The sequence below is a fragment of the Promicromonospora sp. AC04 genome (genome assembly GCF_003058225.1).
Classification (GTDB): Bacteria; Actinomycetota; Actinomycetes; order Actinomycetales; family Cellulomonadaceae; genus Promicromonospora.
In genome coordinates this window covers 1-18,558 of sequence record NZ_QBUG01000009.1, presented here as the reverse complement: position 1 = coordinate 18,558, position 18,558 = coordinate 1, and the positions used below count along the sequence as shown (strand labels likewise).

Here is an 18,558-nt window from a genome sequence, read left to right as displayed (position 1 = left end):
CCCACAACCGAACAGCCGGGGTTACCGCCGGGTGGCGCGGTAGATCTCGCGCACCACGTCCTCGATGTCGGGCTCGGTGATCGACAGGTCCAGCACCTCGACCCGCTCGGAGACCGCGGCGAGCACCCGCGCCGCCGTCGTGCGCTGCGGGTCGAAGGCGAGGCGCTGCCGCAGGCCGTCCGACTCGCTGCGCACGTGCTCCGCGCCGTCCAGGTCCACCAGGTCACCGCTCGCCGTGGCGAGGTCCACGACGAGCTCGCGCCGCGCGCCCACGGTGCGGGCCAGCCCGTCGAGCGTGCCGTCGAACGCGAGGCTGCCGTGGTCCACGACGAGGATCCGGTCGCAGAGCCGCTCGACGTCGCCCATGTCGTGCGTGGTGAGCAGCAGCGTCGTGCCGTGCTCGCGCCGCTGCGCCACGAGGAACTCGCGCAGGCGCTGCTTGGACAGCACGTCCAAGCCGATCGTCGGCTCGTCGAGGATCACCAGCTCCGGGCGGTGCAGCAGCGCCGCCGCGACCTCGGCGCGCATGCGCTGCCCCAGGGAGAGCTGCCGCACGGGCGTGCTCAAGAACTCGCCCATCTCGAGCATCTCGACGAGCTCGGCGGTCCGAGTGCGCTCGTCGGCCGCGGGCAGGGAGTGGATCGCCGCCAGGATCGAGAACGACTCCCGCACCGGCAGGTCCCACCACAGCTGCGAGCGCTGCCCGAAGACCACGCCGATCCGGCGCGCGAGCGCGCGGCGCTGCTTCAGCGGGTGCAGCCCGACCGTGGTCACCGCGCCGCTCGTGGGCACCAGGATGCCGACCAGCATCTTGATGGTGGTGGACTTTCCGGCGCCGTTCGCGCCGATGTAGCCCACGGACTCGCCGGCCTCCACGATCAGGTCGAGGCGGTCGACGGCGACGTGCCGGGGTCGCCGGAACCTGTCCTTGCGGTTCGGCCGGCCCGTGAACACCCGGGTCAGGCCCTCGGTCTTGATGACGTTCATCCGCCCGCTCCTCGGTAGTGACGAAGGCCCCAGCGCCAGCACAGCCCCGCGACGACTACCGCCCACAGGGCGGCGATCGGCGCGCACCAGCCCAGCCACGTCGGCAGCCCGGCGAGGCCGGGCATGCCGAGCAGCGTGGACACCGGCAGGTAGGCGGCGAAGGCCACCGGAAAGACAGCGCCGAAGACGACCAGCAGGCCGCGCGGCCACACGTTCGCGGGCTGCGTGGCCGCGTACCGGCCGCCGTACACGAACGCGTTGGTCATCTCGCTGCCGTTGATCAGGAAGAACTGCAGGCCGGCGGCGGTGACGAACTGCGCGGTGAAGATGACGAACCCGCAGACGAGGGCCACCACCAGCAGCCCAACCGTCCCGACGCTCCAGTCGATGTCGTTGAGCACCAGGCCCACGGTGAGCGACGTCGCGCCCACCAGGCAGCGTGCCAGGCGGCGCAGGCTGAGGTCGCTCGTGATGAGTTGCGCCAGCACCGGCTGCGGCCGCAGGAAGAAGACGTCGAGGGTGCCCGCGCGCACGTATACCGGGAGGTTGTCGCAGTGCCCGGCCACGAGGTCGGCCAGGGAGAAGGCGAGGTCGGCCAGTCCGAACACGAGCAGGATCTGGGCGAGCGTGAACCCGCCGATCTGGTCCGTCGCCGAGTACAGCACCCAGACCTCGGAGAACTCGATGAGCCCCACCAGCACTGTGCCCACCAGGTCCATGCGGAAGCTGGCGCGGTAGCTCGCCTGCGAGCGCGCGCGGCTCGCGAGGACCGCCCGATAGGCCCGCAGCCCGTCAGGCAGTGCCCTTTGGCGTCCGAGCCGGCGGTTCCGCTTCGGCTCAGCCACCCTGCACCTCCAGCCTGCGGCGTCCGGCCCTGGTGGTCAGGTGCCCGACGGCGAGCACAACGGCCAGCCAGACCAGCTGCACCCCGAGGTGCTGCCATGCCGCTGCCCCGCTGACCTGCCCGGAGAGCACGTCGATGGGGAACTGCATCATCGAAGGGAAGGGGGTGAGCAGCGCGAGGGTCAGCAGCCAGTCCGGGAACAGGTAGATCGGCGTGAACAGGCCGGTGAAGAACCCGGAGAGCGCCATGTAGAGAACGCTGACGCCGCGGGTCTCCACCAGCCAGAACCCCGAGGTCGCCAGGGCGTACATGGTGGCGTGCGAGACGGTGATGCCGATGACGAGGCTGGCCAGGCCCAGCGCGTACGCGGCAGCGTCGGGTGGCAGCGCCATGCCGGAGACGAGCACACCGATGACCACGCTCGGCAGCCCGCGCGGCAGCAGGGCGAACAGCCCCTTGCCGACGTCCGTCAGGATGTGCGCGGCCTGCACGCTCACCGGCCGCAGGAAGTCGACGGCGACGTCGCCCGACTTGATCCGGGTCTGCAGGTCGCTGCGGCCCGACAGGTTCACCGACCCGAGCATCCCCTGCCCCAGCCAGACGAACGCCGCCATCGTGGCCGCCGTGTACCCCGCCAGCTCGCCGCCGGAGCTCGCCACCGCCGCGCCCATGATCCCGCCCTTGAGCAGGCCGAACGTCGCGTTCGCGACCAGGCCGGCGAGCGTCGCCAGCGGGTAGGCCGACTGTCCGCGGATACCCGCTACGAGGAACCGCCAGTACGGGTTCCGAGCCGGGGACGGGCGTGGGCGCACAAGCGCGAGACCCTACTCGCCGTGCGGCCGGAGTTCACCCTCTTTTACGGATCCGTTCGACGAACGGCGTCGCACGTGCTTGGCCCTGCCCGCACGACGCCGTCGCGCGGCGCTCTCAGAACTCACCCTGCCAGGTGCAGACGCAGGCCTCGTTGCCCTCGGCGTCGGCCAGCACCCACCACGACGGGGCGTACTTGTCCGTGACGAGCCGCCCGCCGGCAGCGACCGCCTCCGCCACCCGCGCCTCGGCCAGGTCGTGCGGCACCCAGACGTCCACGTGGATGCGGTTGCGCTGCTCCCGGTGCTCGTCGGTCTGTTGGAACCAGAACATCGGCTGGCGTCCGTCCCGGTCGAGCAGCCGACCGGCCGCGGTGTTCCCACCGCGGTACGGCTGCGCCTCGTGACCCAGCACCGCCTGCCAGAAGGCCTGGACGGCGGGCCCGACCACGGCGTCGATCGCGATCGCCACCTCGCGCAGCCCGGACACGTCCGCCGCGACGCCGACGTTGCGGGCCGCGGCCGAGATCGCCCGCGCCAGCGCGAGGTCCCGCTCGGACAGCCCGCCGATGTCGTGCGACCAGGTCCGCACCGTCACGCTCCCGTAGCGCAGGTCGACGTCGGGATGGTGGTTGGCCGACTCGGCGAGCTCACCGATGCGGGCGACCAGCACCAGCCCGGTGGCGAACGAACCGGTGGTGAAGCGCGCGAGCGCCGCGTCGTGGAGCACCCGCCAGTCGTCCGTGCCTTCTGCCGCGGTGAACTCGGCAGCGGTGATCGCGTCGCTCATGGGTAGTGCCTTCCCTCGTACGTCCAGTCGTCCGGGTCCCACCACCATGGCACGAGACTCCGACACCCGACAGGCCCTCGCCGTCGCCGCTCGTCAGTGCGTCGCCCGACGGCGGACCCGGCGCGGGTCCGCCGTCGGGCGACGGCGTCAGCCGCGCCGCAGGCGCGCGACGTCCCGCACCGCACCCTTGTCCGCCGACGTCGCCAGGGCCGCGTACGCCTGCAGCGCCGGCGACACGTACCGGTCGCGGGCCACGGGCTGCCACGGCCGCTCGGAGGACTCCATCTTGGCGCGCCGCTCGGCGAGCACCTCGTCCGGCACGTTGATCCGGATCTTGCGGGTGTCGACGTCGATCTCGATCTCGTCGCCGTCCTCGACCAGGCCGATCGTGCCGCCCGCGGCGGCCTCCGGGGAGACATGGCCGACGGAGATGCCGCTGGACCCGCCGGAGAACCGGCCGTCCGTGATCAGGGCGACCACCTTCCCCAGGCCACGACCCTTGATGTACGACGTCGGGTAGAGCATCTCCTGCATGCCCGGCCCGCCGGCGGGACCCTCGTAGCGCACGACCACCACGTGCCCGGGCTCGACCTGCTTGGTCAGGATCTTCTCGACGGCCTCGTCCTGCGACTCGCAGACCAGCGCCTTGCCGACGAAGTGGAACACGTCGGGATCGACGCCCGCCGTCTTGAAGACGGCGCCGTCCTCGGCAAGGTTGCCGCGCAGCACGGCCAGCCCGCCCTCGACGGTGTACGCGTGCTCGATGTCGCGGATGCAGCCGCCCGCGCCGTCCGTGTCGAGCGACTCCCACTGGTTGTTCGTGGAGAACGCCTTGGTGGTGCGCACCCCGCCGGGCGCCGCGTGGAACAGGCCGAGCGCCCGGTCGGTGGCCTTGCCGCCGCGGACGTCCCAGTCGTCGAGCCAGGCGCGCAGCGTGGGCGTGTGCACCGAGGTGACGTCGTGGTCCAGCAGGCCGCCGCGGTCGAGCTCGCCCAGCAGCGCGGGGATGCCGCCCGCCCGGTGGACGTCCTCCATGTGGTAGTCCGGGTGGTTGGGCGCCACCTTGGACAGGCACGGCACCCGGCGGCTGATGTCCTCGATGTCGGCGAGCGTGAAGTCGACCTCGGCCTCCTGGGCGGCGGCGAGGACGTGCAGCACCGTGTTGGTGGAGCCGCCCATGGCCACGTCGAGCGCCATCGCGTTCGCGAACGCCGCCTTGGTGGCGATCCCGCGGGGCGCCGCGGAGTCGTCCTCGTCCTCGTAGTACCGGCGGGCCAGGTCCACGATGGTGCGGCCGGCCTCCAGGAACAGCTCCTTGCGAGCGGCGTGCGTCGCCAGCGTCGAGCCGTTGCCGGGCAGGGACAGGCCCAGCGCCTCGGTGAGGCAGTTCATCGAGTTCGCGGTGAACATGCCGGAGCACGAGCCGCACGTGGGGCACGCGTTCTCCTCGACCAGGCCGAGCGCGGCGTCGTCCACGTTCTCGTCCGCCGAGTAGTTGATCGCGTTGATCAGGTTCAGCGGGGTCTTCGCGACGCCGTTCGCGACGACGGCCTTGCCGGCCTCCATGGGGCCGCCCGACACGAAGATCACCGGGATGTTCAGCCGCAGCGCGGCGTTGAGCATGCCGGGCGTGATCTTGTCGCAGTTGGAGATGCAGACGAGGGCGTCGGCGGTGTGCGCCTGGACCATGTACTCCACGGAGTCCGCGATCAGGTCGCGGCTCGGCAGGGAGTAGAGCATGCCGGCGTGGCCCATCGCGATGCCGTCGTCGACGGCGATGGTGTTGAACTCCTTCGCGACGCCGCCGGCCTCGCGGATGGCCGAGGCCACGAGGTCGCCCATGTCCTTGAGGTGTACGTGCCCCGGTACGAACTGCGTGTACGAGTTCGCGATCGCGATGATCGGCTTCCCGAAGTCCTCGGAACCCATGCCGGTGGCGCGCCAGAGCGCGCGGGCTCCGGCCATGTTGCGGCCGTGGGTGGACGTCCGGGAGCGCAGGGGACGACTCATGACTGTTCAGCTCCTTCGATGCTGGGTGGCCGTGCGCGATGCGGGCGAACGGCCACGTCACGCTACCTCCGGTATCCCGGGACCGACAGCAGGCGTCCACAAGGTGACCCATGGGCCCCTACCTGAATTCGAGCCATGTGCCGTACCGTCATAGCAGGACCCGCAAAGGCGTGGGTTTCCGGCGTGCACGCGACGGGGGTGCTCGAATGCGAGTGACAGAGGCATTGCGGCGTAAGGGTGGCTCGGTCGTCACCATCTCCAGGGACCGGAGCGTGCGTGACCTGCTCGCCCTGCTCGCCGAGCACCGCATCGGTGCAGTGGTGGTGTCCGAAGACGGCGTGAGCGTCGACGGAATCGTGAGCGAGCGCGACGTCGTCCGCCGGCTGCACTCGGACGGTGACGGCATCCTCGACGGCACGGTGGAGGCGATCATGACGACCGCCGTGCACACCTGTGGGCCGGAGGCCACGCTCGACGAGCTGATGCCCGTGATGACCGAGCACCGGGTCCGGCACGTCCCCGTGCTCGTGGACGCCCGGCTGACCGGGATCGTGAGCATCGGTGACGTGGTCAAGCACCGGATCGCCGAGGTACAGGCCGAGCGCGACCAGCTGACGGCCTACATCACCGGGGGCCCGTAGGCCGGGTCTCGGCCCTGCCGGGCGGTCTGCTTGGCGGCATGCGCTGCTCGCGACGCCGGTACTCCCGCGGCGTGACGCCCATCTCCGCAAGGAACTGCCGGTTGAAGTTGGACAGGTTGGTATAGCCCACCTCCTCGCAGATCCTGGCCACCTTCAGGTCGGTCGAGACCAGCAGGCGGCAGGCCTGGGCGATCCGGAGCCGGCGGACCATCTCGGTGAAGCTGAGTCCGCTGGCACGCTTGAAGTGCTTGGAGAACGACGGCTGGGACAGGTAGGCCAGCTCGGCGGCGCGCTGTGCGGTGATGTGTCCTCGCAGATCCTCGAGGATGTAGGCCAGTCCGGTCTCGACGGCGGCCACGCTCTCCCTGCTCGTGGAGTCTGCGATCCAGGTGCTGTTGATGCAGGGTGACTCGCTCTCGGGTGCGTGGGCGAGGAACGCCAGGAGCGTGTAGAGCGCACCGATGCGCGCCGTGCCGGTGCACCGGCCCACCTCCTCGATGAGCTCGGCCGCCCGCCGTCCGGTCTCCCCCAGGAACTCGATGCCCCGCTGGGACAGCTCGAGGAGACCGGCGACCTCCTGGAGCTCGGGGATCACCTCGATGGACTGGTGCAGCCAGTCGGGGTGGAGCTGGATGACGACGTCGCGGTTCACGAGCACTTCACCCGGGTCGAGGTCGCTCATCCAGTCGTGCGGCACTCCGCTGCCGACCATGGCGACGTGGCCCGGTCCGAACCGGCCGATCTGGTCGCCGATGATGAAGCTGCCGTGGCTGGACCGGATCAGGTGCAGCTCGTACTCCGGGTGGCGGTTCCACCGGGCGACGTCCGTCGGATAGTCGTGCTGAACCCATCGGAACGACTGGGTCGGCGGCACGGAGATGACCTCGAGCTCAGCCGGCCGCGAGGTCACGCGTTCCAGCGTGGCGAGCACCTCCGAGGCAGGGTCCGAGACGACCACGAGCAGCCCTTCCCGTTGACGAATCTGGGAATGAAAGTACCAGTATCCGTTCAGTATCGGCGTAGTTTCAACGACGCGAGGCTGCGACCGTCGTATTCCGACCACATCGCACGACCACGGTCGGCCCTGGACCGAGCGCCACTGACGGCCGCCACACCCATCAGCCCAGGTGCCCGAACGGTCAGTGCACCGAGAGTGACAAAGGAGTACTCGTGAAGGCCAGCCCTCGCACGTACATGACCAGCATCGCCCTGGTGGGCTCCCTGCTGGCGACAAGTGCTTGTTCCTCCTCCGGCGGCGCCGGAGAGGAAGCCCACCTCACCATCGCAACGGTCAACAACCCGCAGATGCAGGACATGGAGGAGCTCAGTTCCCACTTCGAGGAGGACAACCCCGGGATCACTGTCGACTTCGTGACCATGGAGGAGGGCGACCTGCGCGCCGCGGTGACCGCCGACGTCGCCTCCGGCGCCGGCCAGTACGACATCGTCACCGTCGGTGCCTACGAGGTTCCGCAGTGGGGCGCGCAGGACTGGCTCCTGGACCTCACCGAGCCCCTCCAGGAGGACGCCGCGTACGACGTCGACGACATCCTGCCTCCGCTTCGTGACGCGCTGTCGGTCGACGGCAAGCAGTACGCCGTGCCGTTCTACGGGGAGTCGTCGATCCTCATGTACAACAAGGAGATGTTCGCCGAGGCGGGCATCGAGATCTCGAACAACCCGACCTGGCAGGAGGTCGCCGAGTACGCGGCCGAGCTGGACACCGACGAGCATGCCGGCATCTGCCTGCGTGGCAAGCCCGGCTGGGGCGATCTCTTCGCACCCCTGACCACGGTGGTGCAGACCTTCGGCGGCAACTGGTACGACGAGAACTGGGACGCCCAGGTCAACTCGCCCGAGTTCGTGGAGGGTGTCGAGTTCTACGTCGACCTCCTCAAGGAGCACGGGGAGTCGGACCCGGTGTCCTACAGCTTCACCGAGTGCCTGAACCTGCTCAGCTCCGGCAAGGTTGCCATGTGGTACGACGCCTCCGTCGCGGCGTCGATTCTCGAGGACCCCGAGGCGTCGGAGGTCGCGGGCCAGATGGGATACACCCACGCGCCGGTCAACAAGACCGAGGAGTCCGGTTGGCTCTGGTCGTGGAACCTCGCGGTGCCGAAGACGACGAAGAACGCCGATGCGGCGACGACCTTCGTGAAGTGGGCGACGAGCAAGGAGTACCACCAGCTCGTCGGCGAGGAACTGGGCTGGACCCGCGTCCCGCCGGGCGCGCGCACGTCCACCTACTCGATCCCCGAGTACAAGGAGGCGGCGGCCGCGTTCGCCCCGATCACTCTCGAGGTGATGGAGAGCGTCGATCCGACGCACCCGGGCGTCGACCCGCAGCCGTACGTCGGGATCCAGTACGTCCCGATCCCGGAGTTCCAGGACGTCGGCAACCAGGTGGCGCAGGGCGTCGCCGACGCGATCGCCGGTCGCACCACGGTCCAGGAAGCCCTCGACAGCGGGCAGGAGATCGCCCAGACCGCCGGCGACAAGCAGAAGTAGTCCGCGACGACGGGCCGATGCTCCCGGGGTCCACGCCGGCCGCGACGTGCCAGGTGGACCCGGGAGCCGGCCGGAGGCTCCATGAGAACCAACCCTGAGACACCAACGCCATCGCGTCCCGCCGTGGCCACCCTTCCCACCCAGGCGCCCCTCGCGATGTGGGGCGGCGCGCCACCGCGCCGAGCCCGAAGGCCCGACACGGGCGGCGCAGCCGCGAAGCAGACGGCCCGGCTCGCCCGGGGCCTGGTCCTGCCCGGCCTGATCTTCACTATCCTGCTGACCCAGATCCCGTTCGTCGTGACGATCGTCTTCTCGTTCCTGCAGTGGAACCAGCTACGTCCGGACGAGATCCGCTTCACCGGCTGGGACAACTACGCCGTGGTCTTCACCGGACCCGACTTCCTCAGGTCCCTCGGTGCAACGGTCACCATCACCGGCTCGGCGGTGCTGCTGTCCCTGTTGCTCGGCCTGTTCCTCGCGGTGCTGCTGGACCGCAAGTTCCGCGGACGCGGCCTGGCCCGCACGCTGGCCATCACTCCGTTCCTGGTGATGCCCGCCGCCGCGGCACTCCTGTGGAAGTGGCTGATGCTCGACTCGAACGTCGGCATGGTCAACTGGTCCCTCGGGCTGTTCGGGATCGACCCGGTGCAGTGGAACACGAACTACCCGTGGGCCACCATCGTCATCGTCCTGGTCTGGCAGTACACGCCGTTCATGATGCTGATCCTGATGGCCGGCCTGCAGAGCCAGGGCCGGGACGTCCTGGAGGCGGCCGCCGTCGACGGCGCCGGACCCGTCCGGGTCTTCTGGTCGCTCACGCTTCCCCACCTCCGCCCCTACGCCGAGATCGCGACCCTCCTCGGATCGATCATGCTGCTGCAGGTCTTCGACCCCATCGCGATCATGACGAAGGGCACCGGCGGGACCAAGACCCTGTCCTACCTGCTGTACGAGCGGGCGTTCATCGGCCTGGACATCGGCCAGGCAGCGGCGTTCGGCGTCATCGCGGTCGTCGTCACCATCGGGTTCGCGATGATCACCCTGCGCAGCGTGTTCTCCATCTTCGTCGAAGGGAAGGTGCGCTGATGCGGGTCTTCAAGGAAAGTCTGGTGACCGGCCTCACGTGGCTGGTGGTGCTGCTCTTCTTCTTCCCGGTCGCCTGGATGGTGTACACGGCCCTCAAGTCGGAGAACGACGCCGCTGCAATCCCCCCGCGATTCGACGCCGCCCTCAGCCTGGACCAGTTCCAGGCCGTGATCGACGAAGGCATCGGGGACTACCTCATCAGCTCGTTCATCGCGAGCCTCGGATCGACAGCGCTGGTGCTCGCACTGGCCATCCCGGTGGCCTACGGGCTGAGCATCCGGCCGATCGTCAAGGTCCGGGACGTGCTGTTCTTCTTCATCTCGACCCGCTTCCTGCCCGCCGCAGCCTCCATCCTGCCGATCTTCATCATCCTGAAGACCATCGGAGCCCTGGACAACATCAACGTGATGCTGCTGCTCTACGCCGCGATGAACCTGCCCATCGCCGTATGGATGATGCGCTCCTTCTTCAGCGAGGTGCCCGAAGAGATCGTCGAGGCCGCGCGCCTGGACGGCGCCAACCTCCGTGCCGAGCTCGCGCGAGTGGTCCTGCCCATCGTGCTGCCCGGCATCGCGGCCGTGGCGCTGATCTGCTTCATCTTCGCGTGGAACGAGTACTTCCTCGCCACCATCCTCACGACCGTCGACGCCCGGACCGTACCGCCGTTCCTGGCCGGCTTCGTCTCCGGCCGCGGACAGTTCCTCGCCATCCTGTCGGCCGCATCGAGCCTCGCCGTCCTGCCGGTCGTGCTCGCCGGCTGGCTCGCCCAGAAGCAGCTGGTCCGCGGCCTGGCCATGGGGGCGGTCAAGTGACGATGCGCCGCGTCGTCGTCGAGCCCGGGGTGGGCGCCCGGCTGGAAGAGGCCGCGATCCCGGTCCCGGGCGCGGGCGAGGTGCTGGTACGCAGCACCCTGGTCGGGATCTGCGGATCCGACACGCACGCCCTCGCAGGCCGTCACCCCTTCCTGACCGGCCCCTACGTGCCGGGTCACGAGGCGACCGGCGCGGTCGTGTCGACAGGGCCGGGTGTCGACGGCGCAGTGCATGCCGGGCAACGGGTGCTGCTCAAGCCGAACGTGGCCTGCGGCACCTGCCTCAACTGCCGGGCGGGCCGCACCAACGCCTGCGAGACTCTCGCCTGGGTCGGCTGCGACCCCTCCGGTGCGCTCCCCGGCGCGATGGCCGGCTGGTTCGTCGCACCCGCGGGCAATCTCTACCCCGTCCCGGACGTCCTGGACGACGAAGCGGCGGCGCTGGTCGAGTGCCTGGCGACTCCCGTGCACGCCGCCCGGATCGCCGGCGACCTCCGCGGGGCGCGGGTGGTCGTCCTCGGAGCCGGGACGATAGGCCTGCTCTGCGTCGTCGCCGCGCTGCACGCCGGTGCTTCCGCCGTGGTCGTGACGGACATGGAGCAGAGCAAGCTCGACCGCGCGGTGCGCGTCGGTGCGGCCGGTGGGGTCCTCGCGACGGCCGGCTGGCTGGCCCACGACGTCCGCGACCTGCTGGGCGGACCGGCCGACGTCGTCTTCGACTGCGTGGCGAACGACCGGTCCCTCGACCAGGCGGTCGGACTGCTGCGCCGGGCCGGAACGCTCCTGGTCGTCGGTGTGCCCCCTCGGCCGGGCGCGGTCAACCTCCCGCTGATCCAGGACTGGGAGCTGCGCGTGCAGGGCTGCGCGGCGTACACCGAGGAGGACATCGTCACGTCCCTCGCCATCGCCGTGGCGGGCGGGCTTCCCGTCGACGAGATCGTGTCGGCCACCTACGGGCTCGACGACGTCGCGGAGGCCTTCACGGCCGCCGGCGCCGACACATCGGGGAAGGTCATGATCTCGACGGCGTGACACCCGGTCCCTCGACGGCGTGCTCGCCGCTCGAACCACCCGCGGAACTTGGAGCAGGGGCAGCGGGTTGAACTACCTGACGTCTGGTTGGTCGGACGAGGTCTGTTCGTGCGTGATCATGGCGGACTGGGCGTGGCGCGGGGTCAGGGGCCTGCGGCGTCGACGGACGACGACGAAGACGGTCGCGCCCAGGACGAGCACGGCGGCCGAGCCGAGAAGGATGGCGACGACGGGCGAAGCGCTGGCCCCTGGAGCGGTGGGGCCGGCGGCGTTCTCGGGCTGGGCATCCGCGCTCGGACCCGCGGACGGCGCCGGGACCGTGAGCAGGACCCGGTCGGCCGCGTAGCTGATCTCGTAGGCAGTGCCACCGATGTCGAGCCGGTCTCCGTCGGCGAGGCCGGCGAACGTCCCGGTGATCTTTCCGCCGGACGTGACGACGGCGAGCTCGCGGGGAAGGCGAGCGCCGTCCTTGTGGCGGATCGTGAGCCTGCCGCCCAGCTCGACGTCGCCGGCGACCGTCAGCGCGGCGCCCGTGCCCACCTGGAGGGTGGAGGTACGCCGAAGGGTCAGGTTGCCGCCCACCGCGGATGCTCCGGCGACTCCGAGCGATCTGCCGACGACGAGGCCCCCGGCGAGCTTCGCGTCCGCGAGCACGAGCGTCCCGTCCGTGACGGCCCAGGGGGCCTGGGCGGTGCTCGTGCCGGAGTAGGTCAGCGTGGCGGCCCCGGCCTTTACCAGGCCGCCCGCTCCCTCGACCTTGCCGGCGTAGGTGGTGTTCTCGGTGCTGGCGACGATCAGCCCGGCGGCGCCGAGGCGGAGGGCGCTTCCCTTGACGCCGCGGAGGTTGTGCACGGTCTGGTCCTCGGCGGCGGTCACGTCGAGCGCCGCGCCAGGTCTCGACAGGTCGAGGCCCGCGGACGACGCGATGCTTCCGCCGGCGAGGACGAGCTCCCCGCTCGACACCGTCGTCGGCCCCGTGTAGGCGATGTCACCCGTGAACGTCACCGACGCCGGACCCGCCTGCTGGAAGGAGCCCGCACCCGTGACCCCGGAGAGCTCGATGGCCTGCTCGGCGTTGCTGACGACGAGCACGCCGTCGTCGACGATCTTGGCGCCCGCCGTGCCGGTGATCAGCCAGGAGTCCTGGCCCGGGCTGCCGCTGCCGAGCCGCAGGGTCGCCCCGTTCTCGATGGTTGTGGTGCCTTCGTAGTTCTGCTGGTCAGCGAAGGTGACGTCGTTCCCCGGCGTGCCGGCGATGGTGACGTCCCCCTGCGCCACGGCGGCCATCGTGTCGTGGTACTGCCCCCCGGAGATGGGCGCGCCCAGGGTGACCGGTCCGTTGTAGTCGAAGATGAGGTGCCCGCGCGCGCGGCGCGTGTACAGGTTGATGTAGATGGTCTCGCGGGTGCCGGGCAGGAAGAACCGGTTGTGGGTGCCGTCGCCCCACTGGACGATCGCGCCCTGGATGTTCACGCCGCGCTTGTTGATGTTCTTGGGGACCGCCCGGTAGTTCAGGTCGGGGTCCGACAGCGAAGGGTCCGTCTCCGAACCCTGGTCGCTCCAGGAGTAGACGCCCGACATGATGACCCGGCTGCCGTCGGGGGCGCCGTAGAAGTTGATGTCGTTGCCCCACTCGCGGGAGAAGATGTCGAACCCCAGGACGGTGTCGTAGGCGTGCGGGGTGTCCACCATGAACGAGCCGTAGTTGACCAGCTTCGCGAGGTTGGGGAGGGACGTCAGGTACTCCCGCCGGCCGACATGCACTCCGGTCCCGTTGACGATGGTGCCCGAGAAAGTGTGGTCCCCGGCCAGGTCGACGCCGTCCCAGATGAACCGCGGCTGGTTCAGCACACCGCCACCGCTGAGGATCCCCGGGTGGTACAGCGCACCGCTGACGGCGACGACGAGCGTGCCGTCGACGTGGTGGTTGAGCGCGTTCCAGGCGAAGTTCGGGTAGTCGTACGGGTAGTGGCCGACGCGCCCCGTCGAGCCGGCGCCGTCACCGTACTGGAGCGTCGCGCCGGCCTCGACCGTGACGGCCGGAGGATCGGGGTCGCGCATCGTGATGGAGGGGTGCCCCGGGATGCCCAGGATCTCCATGCGCTGTCGCTGACGGTCCTCGGGGATCTGGAAGTCACTGTCCGCCGTCAGCACGAGCTTGCCTCGCCCGCGGACGGTCAGGGTGCCGACGCCGGAGAACACGCCGCCGTAGACGACCTCCTCGCCGTCACCGAGCGTGATGACGGCGTCACCCGCCAGCTCGATGTTCTCGTTCGCCCGGACCCTCTCGGTGATGTCCGTTGCCGCCTGGGCCGGCATCCCGGCAGGCAGGACGGTGGCGAACGTCAGCGCGACCACGGCGAGCAGCCGCAGGGGCAGACGGGACGACAGGTGCGGCATGGAGGGATGTTAGCGCTCACTTCGGGTGCCGACGGACGAAAACCCGAAGGTGTTTTGCAGGGCCGCGCCCGCCTCCGCCCGCCGGCAACCGTGTGATCTAGGTCCGCAGCGTCGCTCGGTACTCGTCCTCGAGGATGCTCATCACTATGGCGTCGGCCCAGGCGTCGCCGTCGCGGTAGATGTCCCGCAGGCGGCCCTCCTCACGGAAGCCGAGCGACTCGTACAGGGCCTGGGCACGCGGGTTGATGCTGAGCACGTCGAGGCTCACCCGGTGCAGGTGCGGCCCGGGCTCGTCGTCGACGCCGTCGAACGCGAACCGCAAGACCTCGAGGATGGCCTCCCGGCCGTACCCGCGGCCCCGGTAGTTGGGCAGCAGCTGGAGCCGCAGGTTCGCCGAGCGGACGTCCTCGTCGAGGTCGTTGAGGACGATCTCACCGATCATCTCGTCACTGATCGGCTTGCCCTCCCGCATGGCAGCGGGGCAGATCGCCCAGTCGAAACGGCCGGGCCGGTCGCTGACCGTGCTCGCCCACTCGTCGATCTGGTCGCGCGTGAAGACAGCGGTGGTCCCCGTCAGACGGGTCCCCTCCGGATCCTGGACTGCCTCCCACAGGCGTTCCGCGTCGCGCGCCTCGATGGGCCGCAACCGCATCATCTCGCCGTGCAGGAGGGGTCCGCGGGTCACCTGCCTGGCCTCATGAGCCGAGCCTCACGAGCCGATCCGATCCAGCACCAGCTCCCGGACCCGCTTCGCGTCGGCCTGGCCCCTGGTCGCCTTCATGACGGCGCCGATGATCGCGCCGACCGGCCCCTGGTTGCCACCACGGACCTTCTCGACGATGTCGGGCTGAGCGGCGAGCGCGTCGTCGATGGCGGCGAGCAGCGGGCCGTCGTCGGACACGATCTCCAGGCCGCGAGCCACGACTACCGCCTCCGGGTCGCCCTCTCCGGCGAGCACGCCGTCGAGCACCTGGCGGGCGAGCTTGTCGTTGATCCGGCCCGACTCCACGAGGCCCTGCAGCTGCGCGATCTGCGCCGGGGTGACCGTGAGGTCCTCGAGCGTGACCTCGTCCTGGTTGGCCCGCCGGGCCAGCTCGCCCATCCACCACTTGCGCGCGCCCGCGGCGCTCGTGCCCGCGACGACGGTCGCCTCGATGAGCTCGATGGCGCCCGCGTTGACGACGTCGCGCATCTCGGCGTCGGCGTACCCCCACTCCGTCTGGAGCCGACGGCGGCGCGCGACCGGCAGCTCCGGGAGCGTCGCCCGGATCTCCTCTACCCACTCGCGGCTCGGAGCCACGGGCACCAGGTCGGGCTCGGGGAAGTAGCGGTAGTCCTCGGCGTCCGACTTCACGCGGCCCGACGACGTGGTGCCGTCCTCCTCGTGGAAGTGGCGCGTCTCCTGGATCACCGGCAGGCCGGCGTCGAGCACGCCCGCCTGGCGGGACACCTCGTAGCGGACGGCGCGCTCGACCGAGCGGAACGAGTTCACGTTCTTGGTCTCGGTGCGCGTGCCCAGGGGCGACTCGGGCGTCGGCCGCAGCGACAGGTTCACGTCCGCGCGGACGTTGCCCCGCTCCATGCGGGCCTCGGAGACCCCCAGCGAGCGGAAGATGTCGCGCAGCGTCTGCACGTAGGCCCGGGCCACCTCGGGGGCCCGGTCGCCGACGCCCTCGATGGGCCGTGTCACGATCTCCACGAGCGGGATGCCGGCGCGGTTGTAGTCCACCAGCGAGTACTCGGCGCCCTGGATGCGGCCGGTCGAGCCACCCACGTGGGTGTTCTTGCCGGCGTCCTCTTCCATGTGTGCCCGCTCGATCTCGACGCGGAACACCTCGCCGTCGTCGAGCTCGATGTCGATCCAGCCGTCGTACGCGATGGGCTCGTCGTACTGCGAGGTCTGGAAGTTCTTCGGGACGTCCGGGTAGAAGTAGTTCTTGCGGGCGAACCGGCAGCTCTCGGCGATGTTGCAGTTGAGCGCGAGGCCGATGCGGATCGCGTACTCGACGGCCTTGCCGTTGACCACGGGCAGAGCACCCGGCAGCCCGAGGCTGACCGGGGTCACCTGGGTGTTGGGCTCGCCGCCGTACGCGACCTCGGCCGCGCAGAACATCTTGGTGAGCGTGCCGAGCTCCACGTGCACCTCGATGCCCAGCACCGGGTCGTAGCGGCGGACGGCGTCCTCGTAGGCGACCAGGCTGGTGGCCGTGGCGGTCGACGGTGCGGTCATCGGGCGAGCTCCGTGGTCTTGAGTTCGGGTGCCTTGTTCAGGAGGGGGCCGCCCCAGCCGGACTCGAGGGCCGCCTCGAGGGCAGCGCCCACGCGGTACAGCCGGTCGTCCGCCTTGGCGGGGGCCAGGATCTGGAAGCCGACGGGCAGGCCGTCGTCGGACAGGCCGTTCGGCAGCGACATGCCGGGGACGCCCGCGAGGTTCGCGGGGATGGTCGCGACGTCGTTGAGGTACATCGCCAGCGGGTCGTCGAGCTTCTCGCCGAACTTGAACGCCGTGGTCGGCGCCGTGGGCGAGACCAGCACGTCGGCCTGCTCGAACGCGGCCGCGAAGTCGCGCTGGATCAGCGTGCGAACCTTCTGCGCGCTGCCGTAGTAGGCGTCGTAGTAACCCGCGGACAGGGCATACGTGCCGAGGATGACACGTCGCTTGACCTCGTCGCCGAAACCGGCGCCGCGCGTGGCGCCCATGACGCGCTCCGCGGTGACCGGGCCCTCGGCCGGCTCGACGCGCAGGCCGAAGCGCATGCCGTCGAACTTGGCCAGGTTGCTGGACGCCTCGGCAGGCATGATCAGGTAGTACGCGTCGAGCGCGTAGGTGAAGCTGGGGCACGAGACCTCGACGATCTCGGCGCCGAGCGCGCGCAGCTGGTCGAGCGACTCCTCGAACCGCGCGGACACGCCGGCCTGGTAGCCCTCGCCGGAGAGCTCCTTGACGACGCCGACGCGCAGGCCCTTCAGGTCGCCCTTGGCGCCCTGCTGGGCGGCCGCGACGACGCCGGGCACCGGCTCGTTGATCGACGTCGAGTCGTGCGGGTCGTGACCGCCGATGAGCTCGTGCAGCAGCGCGGCGTCGAGCACCGTGCGGGTCACGGGGCCTGCCTGGTCGAGCGAGGACGCCATAGCGATCAGGCCGTAGCGCGAGACGCCACCGTAGGTGGGCTTCACGCCGACGGTGCCGGTGACGGCGCCGGGCTGGCGGATGGAACCGCCGGTGTCGGTGCCGATCGCCAGGGGCGCCTCGAAGCCGGCCACCGCGGCGGCGGAGCCACCGCCGGACCCACCGGGGATCCGGTCGAGGTCCCACGGGTTCTTGGTGTTGCCGTACGCCGAGTGCTCCGTCGAGGAGCCCATGGCGAACTCGTCCATGTTGGTCTTGCCGAGGATCGGCAGGCCCGCGGCCTTGATGCGCTCCACGAGGGTCGCGTCGTACGGCGGGATCCAGTCCTTGAGGATCTTCGACCCCGCAGTGGTGGGCAGGCCCTTGGTCACCACGACGTCCTTGACCGCGATGGGCACGCCCGCGAGCGGGTGCAGCTCCTCGCCGGCGGCGCGCTTGGCGTCGACCTCGGCGGCCGTCGCCAGCGCCTTGTCGGAGGAGACGTGCAGGAACGCATGCAGGTCGCCGTCGACGGCGGCGATGCGGTCCAGGTGTGCCTGGGTGGCCTCGACGCTGGTGATGTCCTTGTTGCTCAGCGCGGACGCAAGGTCGGACGCGCTGAGCCGGGTGATGTCGTTCGTCATGTCGCTGGTACCCATCTCACTCTTCGCCAAGGATCTGCGGGACGGCGAACCGTCCATTCTCCTGCTGCGGGGCACCGGCCAGCACGTCCTGGACCGGCAGAGCGGCCTCGGGCACGTCGTCTCGGAACACGTTCGTCAGCGGGAGGGGGTGGCTCGTTGCAGGCACGTCTGCGGTGGCGACCTCGCTGACGCGAGCGATGGACTCGACGATCACGTCGAGCTCACCGGCGAGGCGGGAAACCTCGTCCGGTCGCAGGTCGATCCGTGCCAGCGCAGCCACGCGCGCAACCTCGTCACGGGAGATGGTGGACATGGCCGCCAGTCTAGTCGCCGGACGCCGTTCGATCGCCCGGATACCCGCGCGTTCAATGTGAAATCTCTGCAACTCGTGCGGCAACACTTCGGCCCTTCGGACACGCTCTCCGCCGACGGTACCGAACCGCAACCTACCGGTCGTCGCGGACGCCAATCCGCAACCTGCCGGCCGTCCCAGTCGCCGAACCGCAACCTGCCGGCCGTCGCAGACGCCGAGCCGCAACGTGCCGGTCGTCGCAGTGGCCGAGCCGCAGGACGCGCGTCGATCGCCGCCCGTGTGGACCATCAACCTTCGGTCCGATCCCCCGGAGGGCGTGCAACATTCGGTTCGGCCCCCGGGGGACGCGCAACTTTCGGTTCTGCCCGGGGTGTTCTTCTTCGGCCCGGGGTGTCGACAGGCTGCTCACCGGTTTCGGGCACAAGAAAAGAGGCCTTCCTTTCCCGACCATCACTGGTCAGGAAAGAAAGACCTCTTTCCAATGGTTGTCCGGCGGCGTCCTACTCTCCCACCCCGTCTCCAGGGCAGTACCATCGGCGCTGTAGGGCTGAGCTTCCGGGTTCGGAATGGGACC

16 protein-coding genes and 1 rRNA gene are annotated in these 18,558 nt (G+C 70.1%); 5 read left to right on the top strand and 12 right to left on the bottom strand.

From position 1 onward, the window contains the following. Positions 1 to 21: 21 nt before the first annotated feature. From C8K30_RS21620 to ilvD, 5 genes are all read right to left on the bottom strand, one after another. Positions 22 to 987 (bottom strand): ATP-binding cassette domain-containing protein, encoded by a 966-nt coding sequence (locus tag C8K30_RS21620; RefSeq protein WP_108494986.1) that lies wholly within the window; start codon positions 985 to 987, stop codon positions 22 to 24. Beyond that, on the bottom strand, positions 984 to 1,832 hold the full coding sequence (locus C8K30_RS21615) for an ABC transporter permease (RefSeq protein ID WP_233257352.1): 849 nt from the start codon (positions 1,830 to 1,832) through the stop codon (positions 984 to 986). The genes C8K30_RS21620 and C8K30_RS21615 overlap by 4 nt, the downstream gene beginning before the upstream one ends. Then, positions 1,825 to 2,643, bottom strand: a complete 819-nt coding sequence (locus C8K30_RS21610) for an ABC-2 family transporter protein (RefSeq protein WP_108494985.1) — start codon at positions 2,641 to 2,643, stop codon at positions 1,825 to 1,827. Before C8K30_RS21610 ends, C8K30_RS21615 begins: the two co-directional genes overlap by 8 nt. Positions 2,644 to 2,758: 115 nt before the next feature. Beyond that, the gene (locus C8K30_RS21605) at positions 2,759 to 3,430 is read right to left on the bottom strand and encodes a VOC family protein (protein WP_108494984.1); all 672 of its coding nucleotides are present in this window, start codon (positions 3,428 to 3,430) and stop codon (positions 2,759 to 2,761) included. A 147-nt stretch (positions 3,431 to 3,577) separates the two neighbouring features. Further along, positions 3,578 to 5,440, bottom strand: a complete 1,863-nt coding sequence (ilvD, locus tag C8K30_RS21600; RefSeq protein WP_108494983.1) for a dihydroxy-acid dehydratase — start codon at positions 5,438 to 5,440, stop codon at positions 3,578 to 3,580. 206 nt (positions 5,441 to 5,646) lie between these two features. Here ilvD and C8K30_RS21595 point away from each other — a divergent pair, with 206 nt between their 5' ends. After that, positions 5,647 to 6,081 (top strand): CBS domain-containing protein, encoded by a 435-nt coding sequence (locus tag C8K30_RS21595; protein WP_108494982.1) that lies wholly within the window; start codon positions 5,647 to 5,649, stop codon positions 6,079 to 6,081. Here the strand turns inward: C8K30_RS21595 and C8K30_RS21590 are convergent. Beyond that, on the bottom strand, positions 6,065 to 7,039 hold the full coding sequence (locus C8K30_RS21590) for an AraC family transcriptional regulator (protein WP_108494981.1): 975 nt from the start codon (positions 7,037 to 7,039) through the stop codon (positions 6,065 to 6,067). The genes C8K30_RS21595 and C8K30_RS21590 overlap by 17 nt on opposite strands. A gap of 212 nt (positions 7,040 to 7,251) precedes the next feature. On the opposite strand from C8K30_RS21590, the gene C8K30_RS21585 reads away from it, so the two are divergent. From C8K30_RS21585 to C8K30_RS21570, 4 genes are all read left to right on the top strand, one after another. Next, positions 7,252 to 8,589 carry a sugar ABC transporter substrate-binding protein gene (locus tag C8K30_RS21585; protein ID WP_233257351.1) on the top strand — a complete coding sequence of 446 codons (1,338 nt, stop codon included), beginning with the start codon at positions 7,252 to 7,254 and terminating at the stop codon, positions 8,587 to 8,589. A gap of 123 nt (positions 8,590 to 8,712) precedes the next feature. Beyond that, positions 8,713 to 9,675, top strand: coding sequence for a carbohydrate ABC transporter permease (locus C8K30_RS21580; protein WP_233257350.1), 963 nt, complete (start codon positions 8,713 to 8,715; stop codon positions 9,673 to 9,675). Between the two features lie 23 nt (positions 9,676 to 9,698). Continuing rightward, positions 9,699 to 10,487: a carbohydrate ABC transporter permease gene (locus C8K30_RS21575; protein ID WP_233257349.1), complete on the top strand. Its 789-nt coding sequence runs from the start codon at positions 9,699 to 9,701 to the stop codon at positions 10,485 to 10,487. A 2-nt stretch (positions 10,488 to 10,489) separates the two neighbouring features. Then, positions 10,490 to 11,518 (top strand): zinc-binding dehydrogenase, encoded by a 1,029-nt coding sequence (locus C8K30_RS21570; protein WP_108494978.1) that lies wholly within the window; start codon positions 10,490 to 10,492, stop codon positions 11,516 to 11,518. 72 nt (positions 11,519 to 11,590) lie between these two features. On the opposite strand, the gene C8K30_RS21565 is transcribed toward C8K30_RS21570, so the two are convergent. From C8K30_RS21565 to rrf, 6 genes are all read right to left on the bottom strand, one after another. Continuing rightward, a complete protein-coding gene (locus tag C8K30_RS21565) occupies positions 11,591 to 13,918 on the bottom strand; it encodes an autotransporter-associated beta strand repeat-containing protein (RefSeq protein WP_108494977.1) in 2,328 nt (775 codons plus the stop codon). 97 nt (positions 13,919 to 14,015) lie between these two features. After that, positions 14,016 to 14,603, bottom strand: a complete 588-nt coding sequence (locus C8K30_RS21560; protein WP_108494976.1) for a GNAT family N-acetyltransferase — start codon at positions 14,601 to 14,603, stop codon at positions 14,016 to 14,018. A gap of 24 nt (positions 14,604 to 14,627) precedes the next feature. Next, positions 14,628 to 16,148, bottom strand: a complete 1,521-nt coding sequence (gene gatB / locus C8K30_RS21555; protein ID WP_108494975.1) for an Asp-tRNA(Asn)/Glu-tRNA(Gln) amidotransferase subunit GatB — start codon at positions 16,146 to 16,148, stop codon at positions 14,628 to 14,630. Next, a complete protein-coding gene (gatA, locus tag C8K30_RS21550; RefSeq protein WP_108494974.1) occupies positions 16,145 to 17,686 on the bottom strand; it encodes an Asp-tRNA(Asn)/Glu-tRNA(Gln) amidotransferase subunit GatA in 1,542 nt (513 codons plus the stop codon). Before gatA ends, gatB begins: the two co-directional genes overlap by 4 nt. Before the next feature lies 1 nt (position 17,687). Continuing rightward, positions 17,688 to 17,984, bottom strand: coding sequence for an Asp-tRNA(Asn)/Glu-tRNA(Gln) amidotransferase subunit GatC (gene gatC / locus C8K30_RS21545; protein WP_108494973.1), 297 nt, complete (start codon positions 17,982 to 17,984; stop codon positions 17,688 to 17,690). A gap of 487 nt (positions 17,985 to 18,471) precedes the next feature. Next, positions 18,472 to 18,558: ribosomal RNA gene (rrf, locus tag C8K30_RS21540) — 5S ribosomal RNA — on the bottom strand; the annotation flags it as partial.

What these genes read in the sequence shown, in the direction of transcription:
- ilvD (WP_108494983.1), bottom strand. Translation starts at nt 5,440, where the DNA reads ATGAGTCGTCCCCTGCGCTCCCGGACGTCCACCCACGGCCGCAACATG.
- C8K30_RS21605 (WP_108494984.1), bottom strand. Translation starts at nt 3,430, where the DNA reads ATGAGCGACGCGATCACCGCTGCCGAGTTCACCGCGGCAGAAGGCACG.
- gatA (WP_108494974.1), bottom strand. Translation starts at nt 17,686, where the DNA reads ATGGGTACCAGCGACATGACGAACGACATCACCCGGCTCAGCGCGTCC.
- gatC (WP_108494973.1), bottom strand. Translation starts at nt 17,984, where the DNA reads ATGTCCACCATCTCCCGTGACGAGGTTGCGCGCGTGGCTGCGCTGGCA.
- C8K30_RS21595 (WP_108494982.1), top strand. Translation starts at nt 5,647, where the DNA reads ATGCGAGTGACAGAGGCATTGCGGCGTAAGGGTGGCTCGGTCGTCACC.
- C8K30_RS21570 (WP_108494978.1), top strand. Translation starts at nt 10,490, where the DNA reads ATGCGCCGCGTCGTCGTCGAGCCCGGGGTGGGCGCCCGGCTGGAAGAG.
- C8K30_RS21565 (WP_108494977.1), bottom strand. Translation starts at nt 13,918, where the DNA reads ATGCCGCACCTGTCGTCCCGTCTGCCCCTGCGGCTGCTCGCCGTGGTC.
- gatB (WP_108494975.1), bottom strand. Translation starts at nt 16,148, where the DNA reads ATGACCGCACCGTCGACCGCCACGGCCACCAGCCTGGTCGCCTACGAG.
- C8K30_RS21620 (WP_108494986.1), bottom strand. Translation starts at nt 987, where the DNA reads ATGAACGTCATCAAGACCGAGGGCCTGACCCGGGTGTTCACGGGCCGG.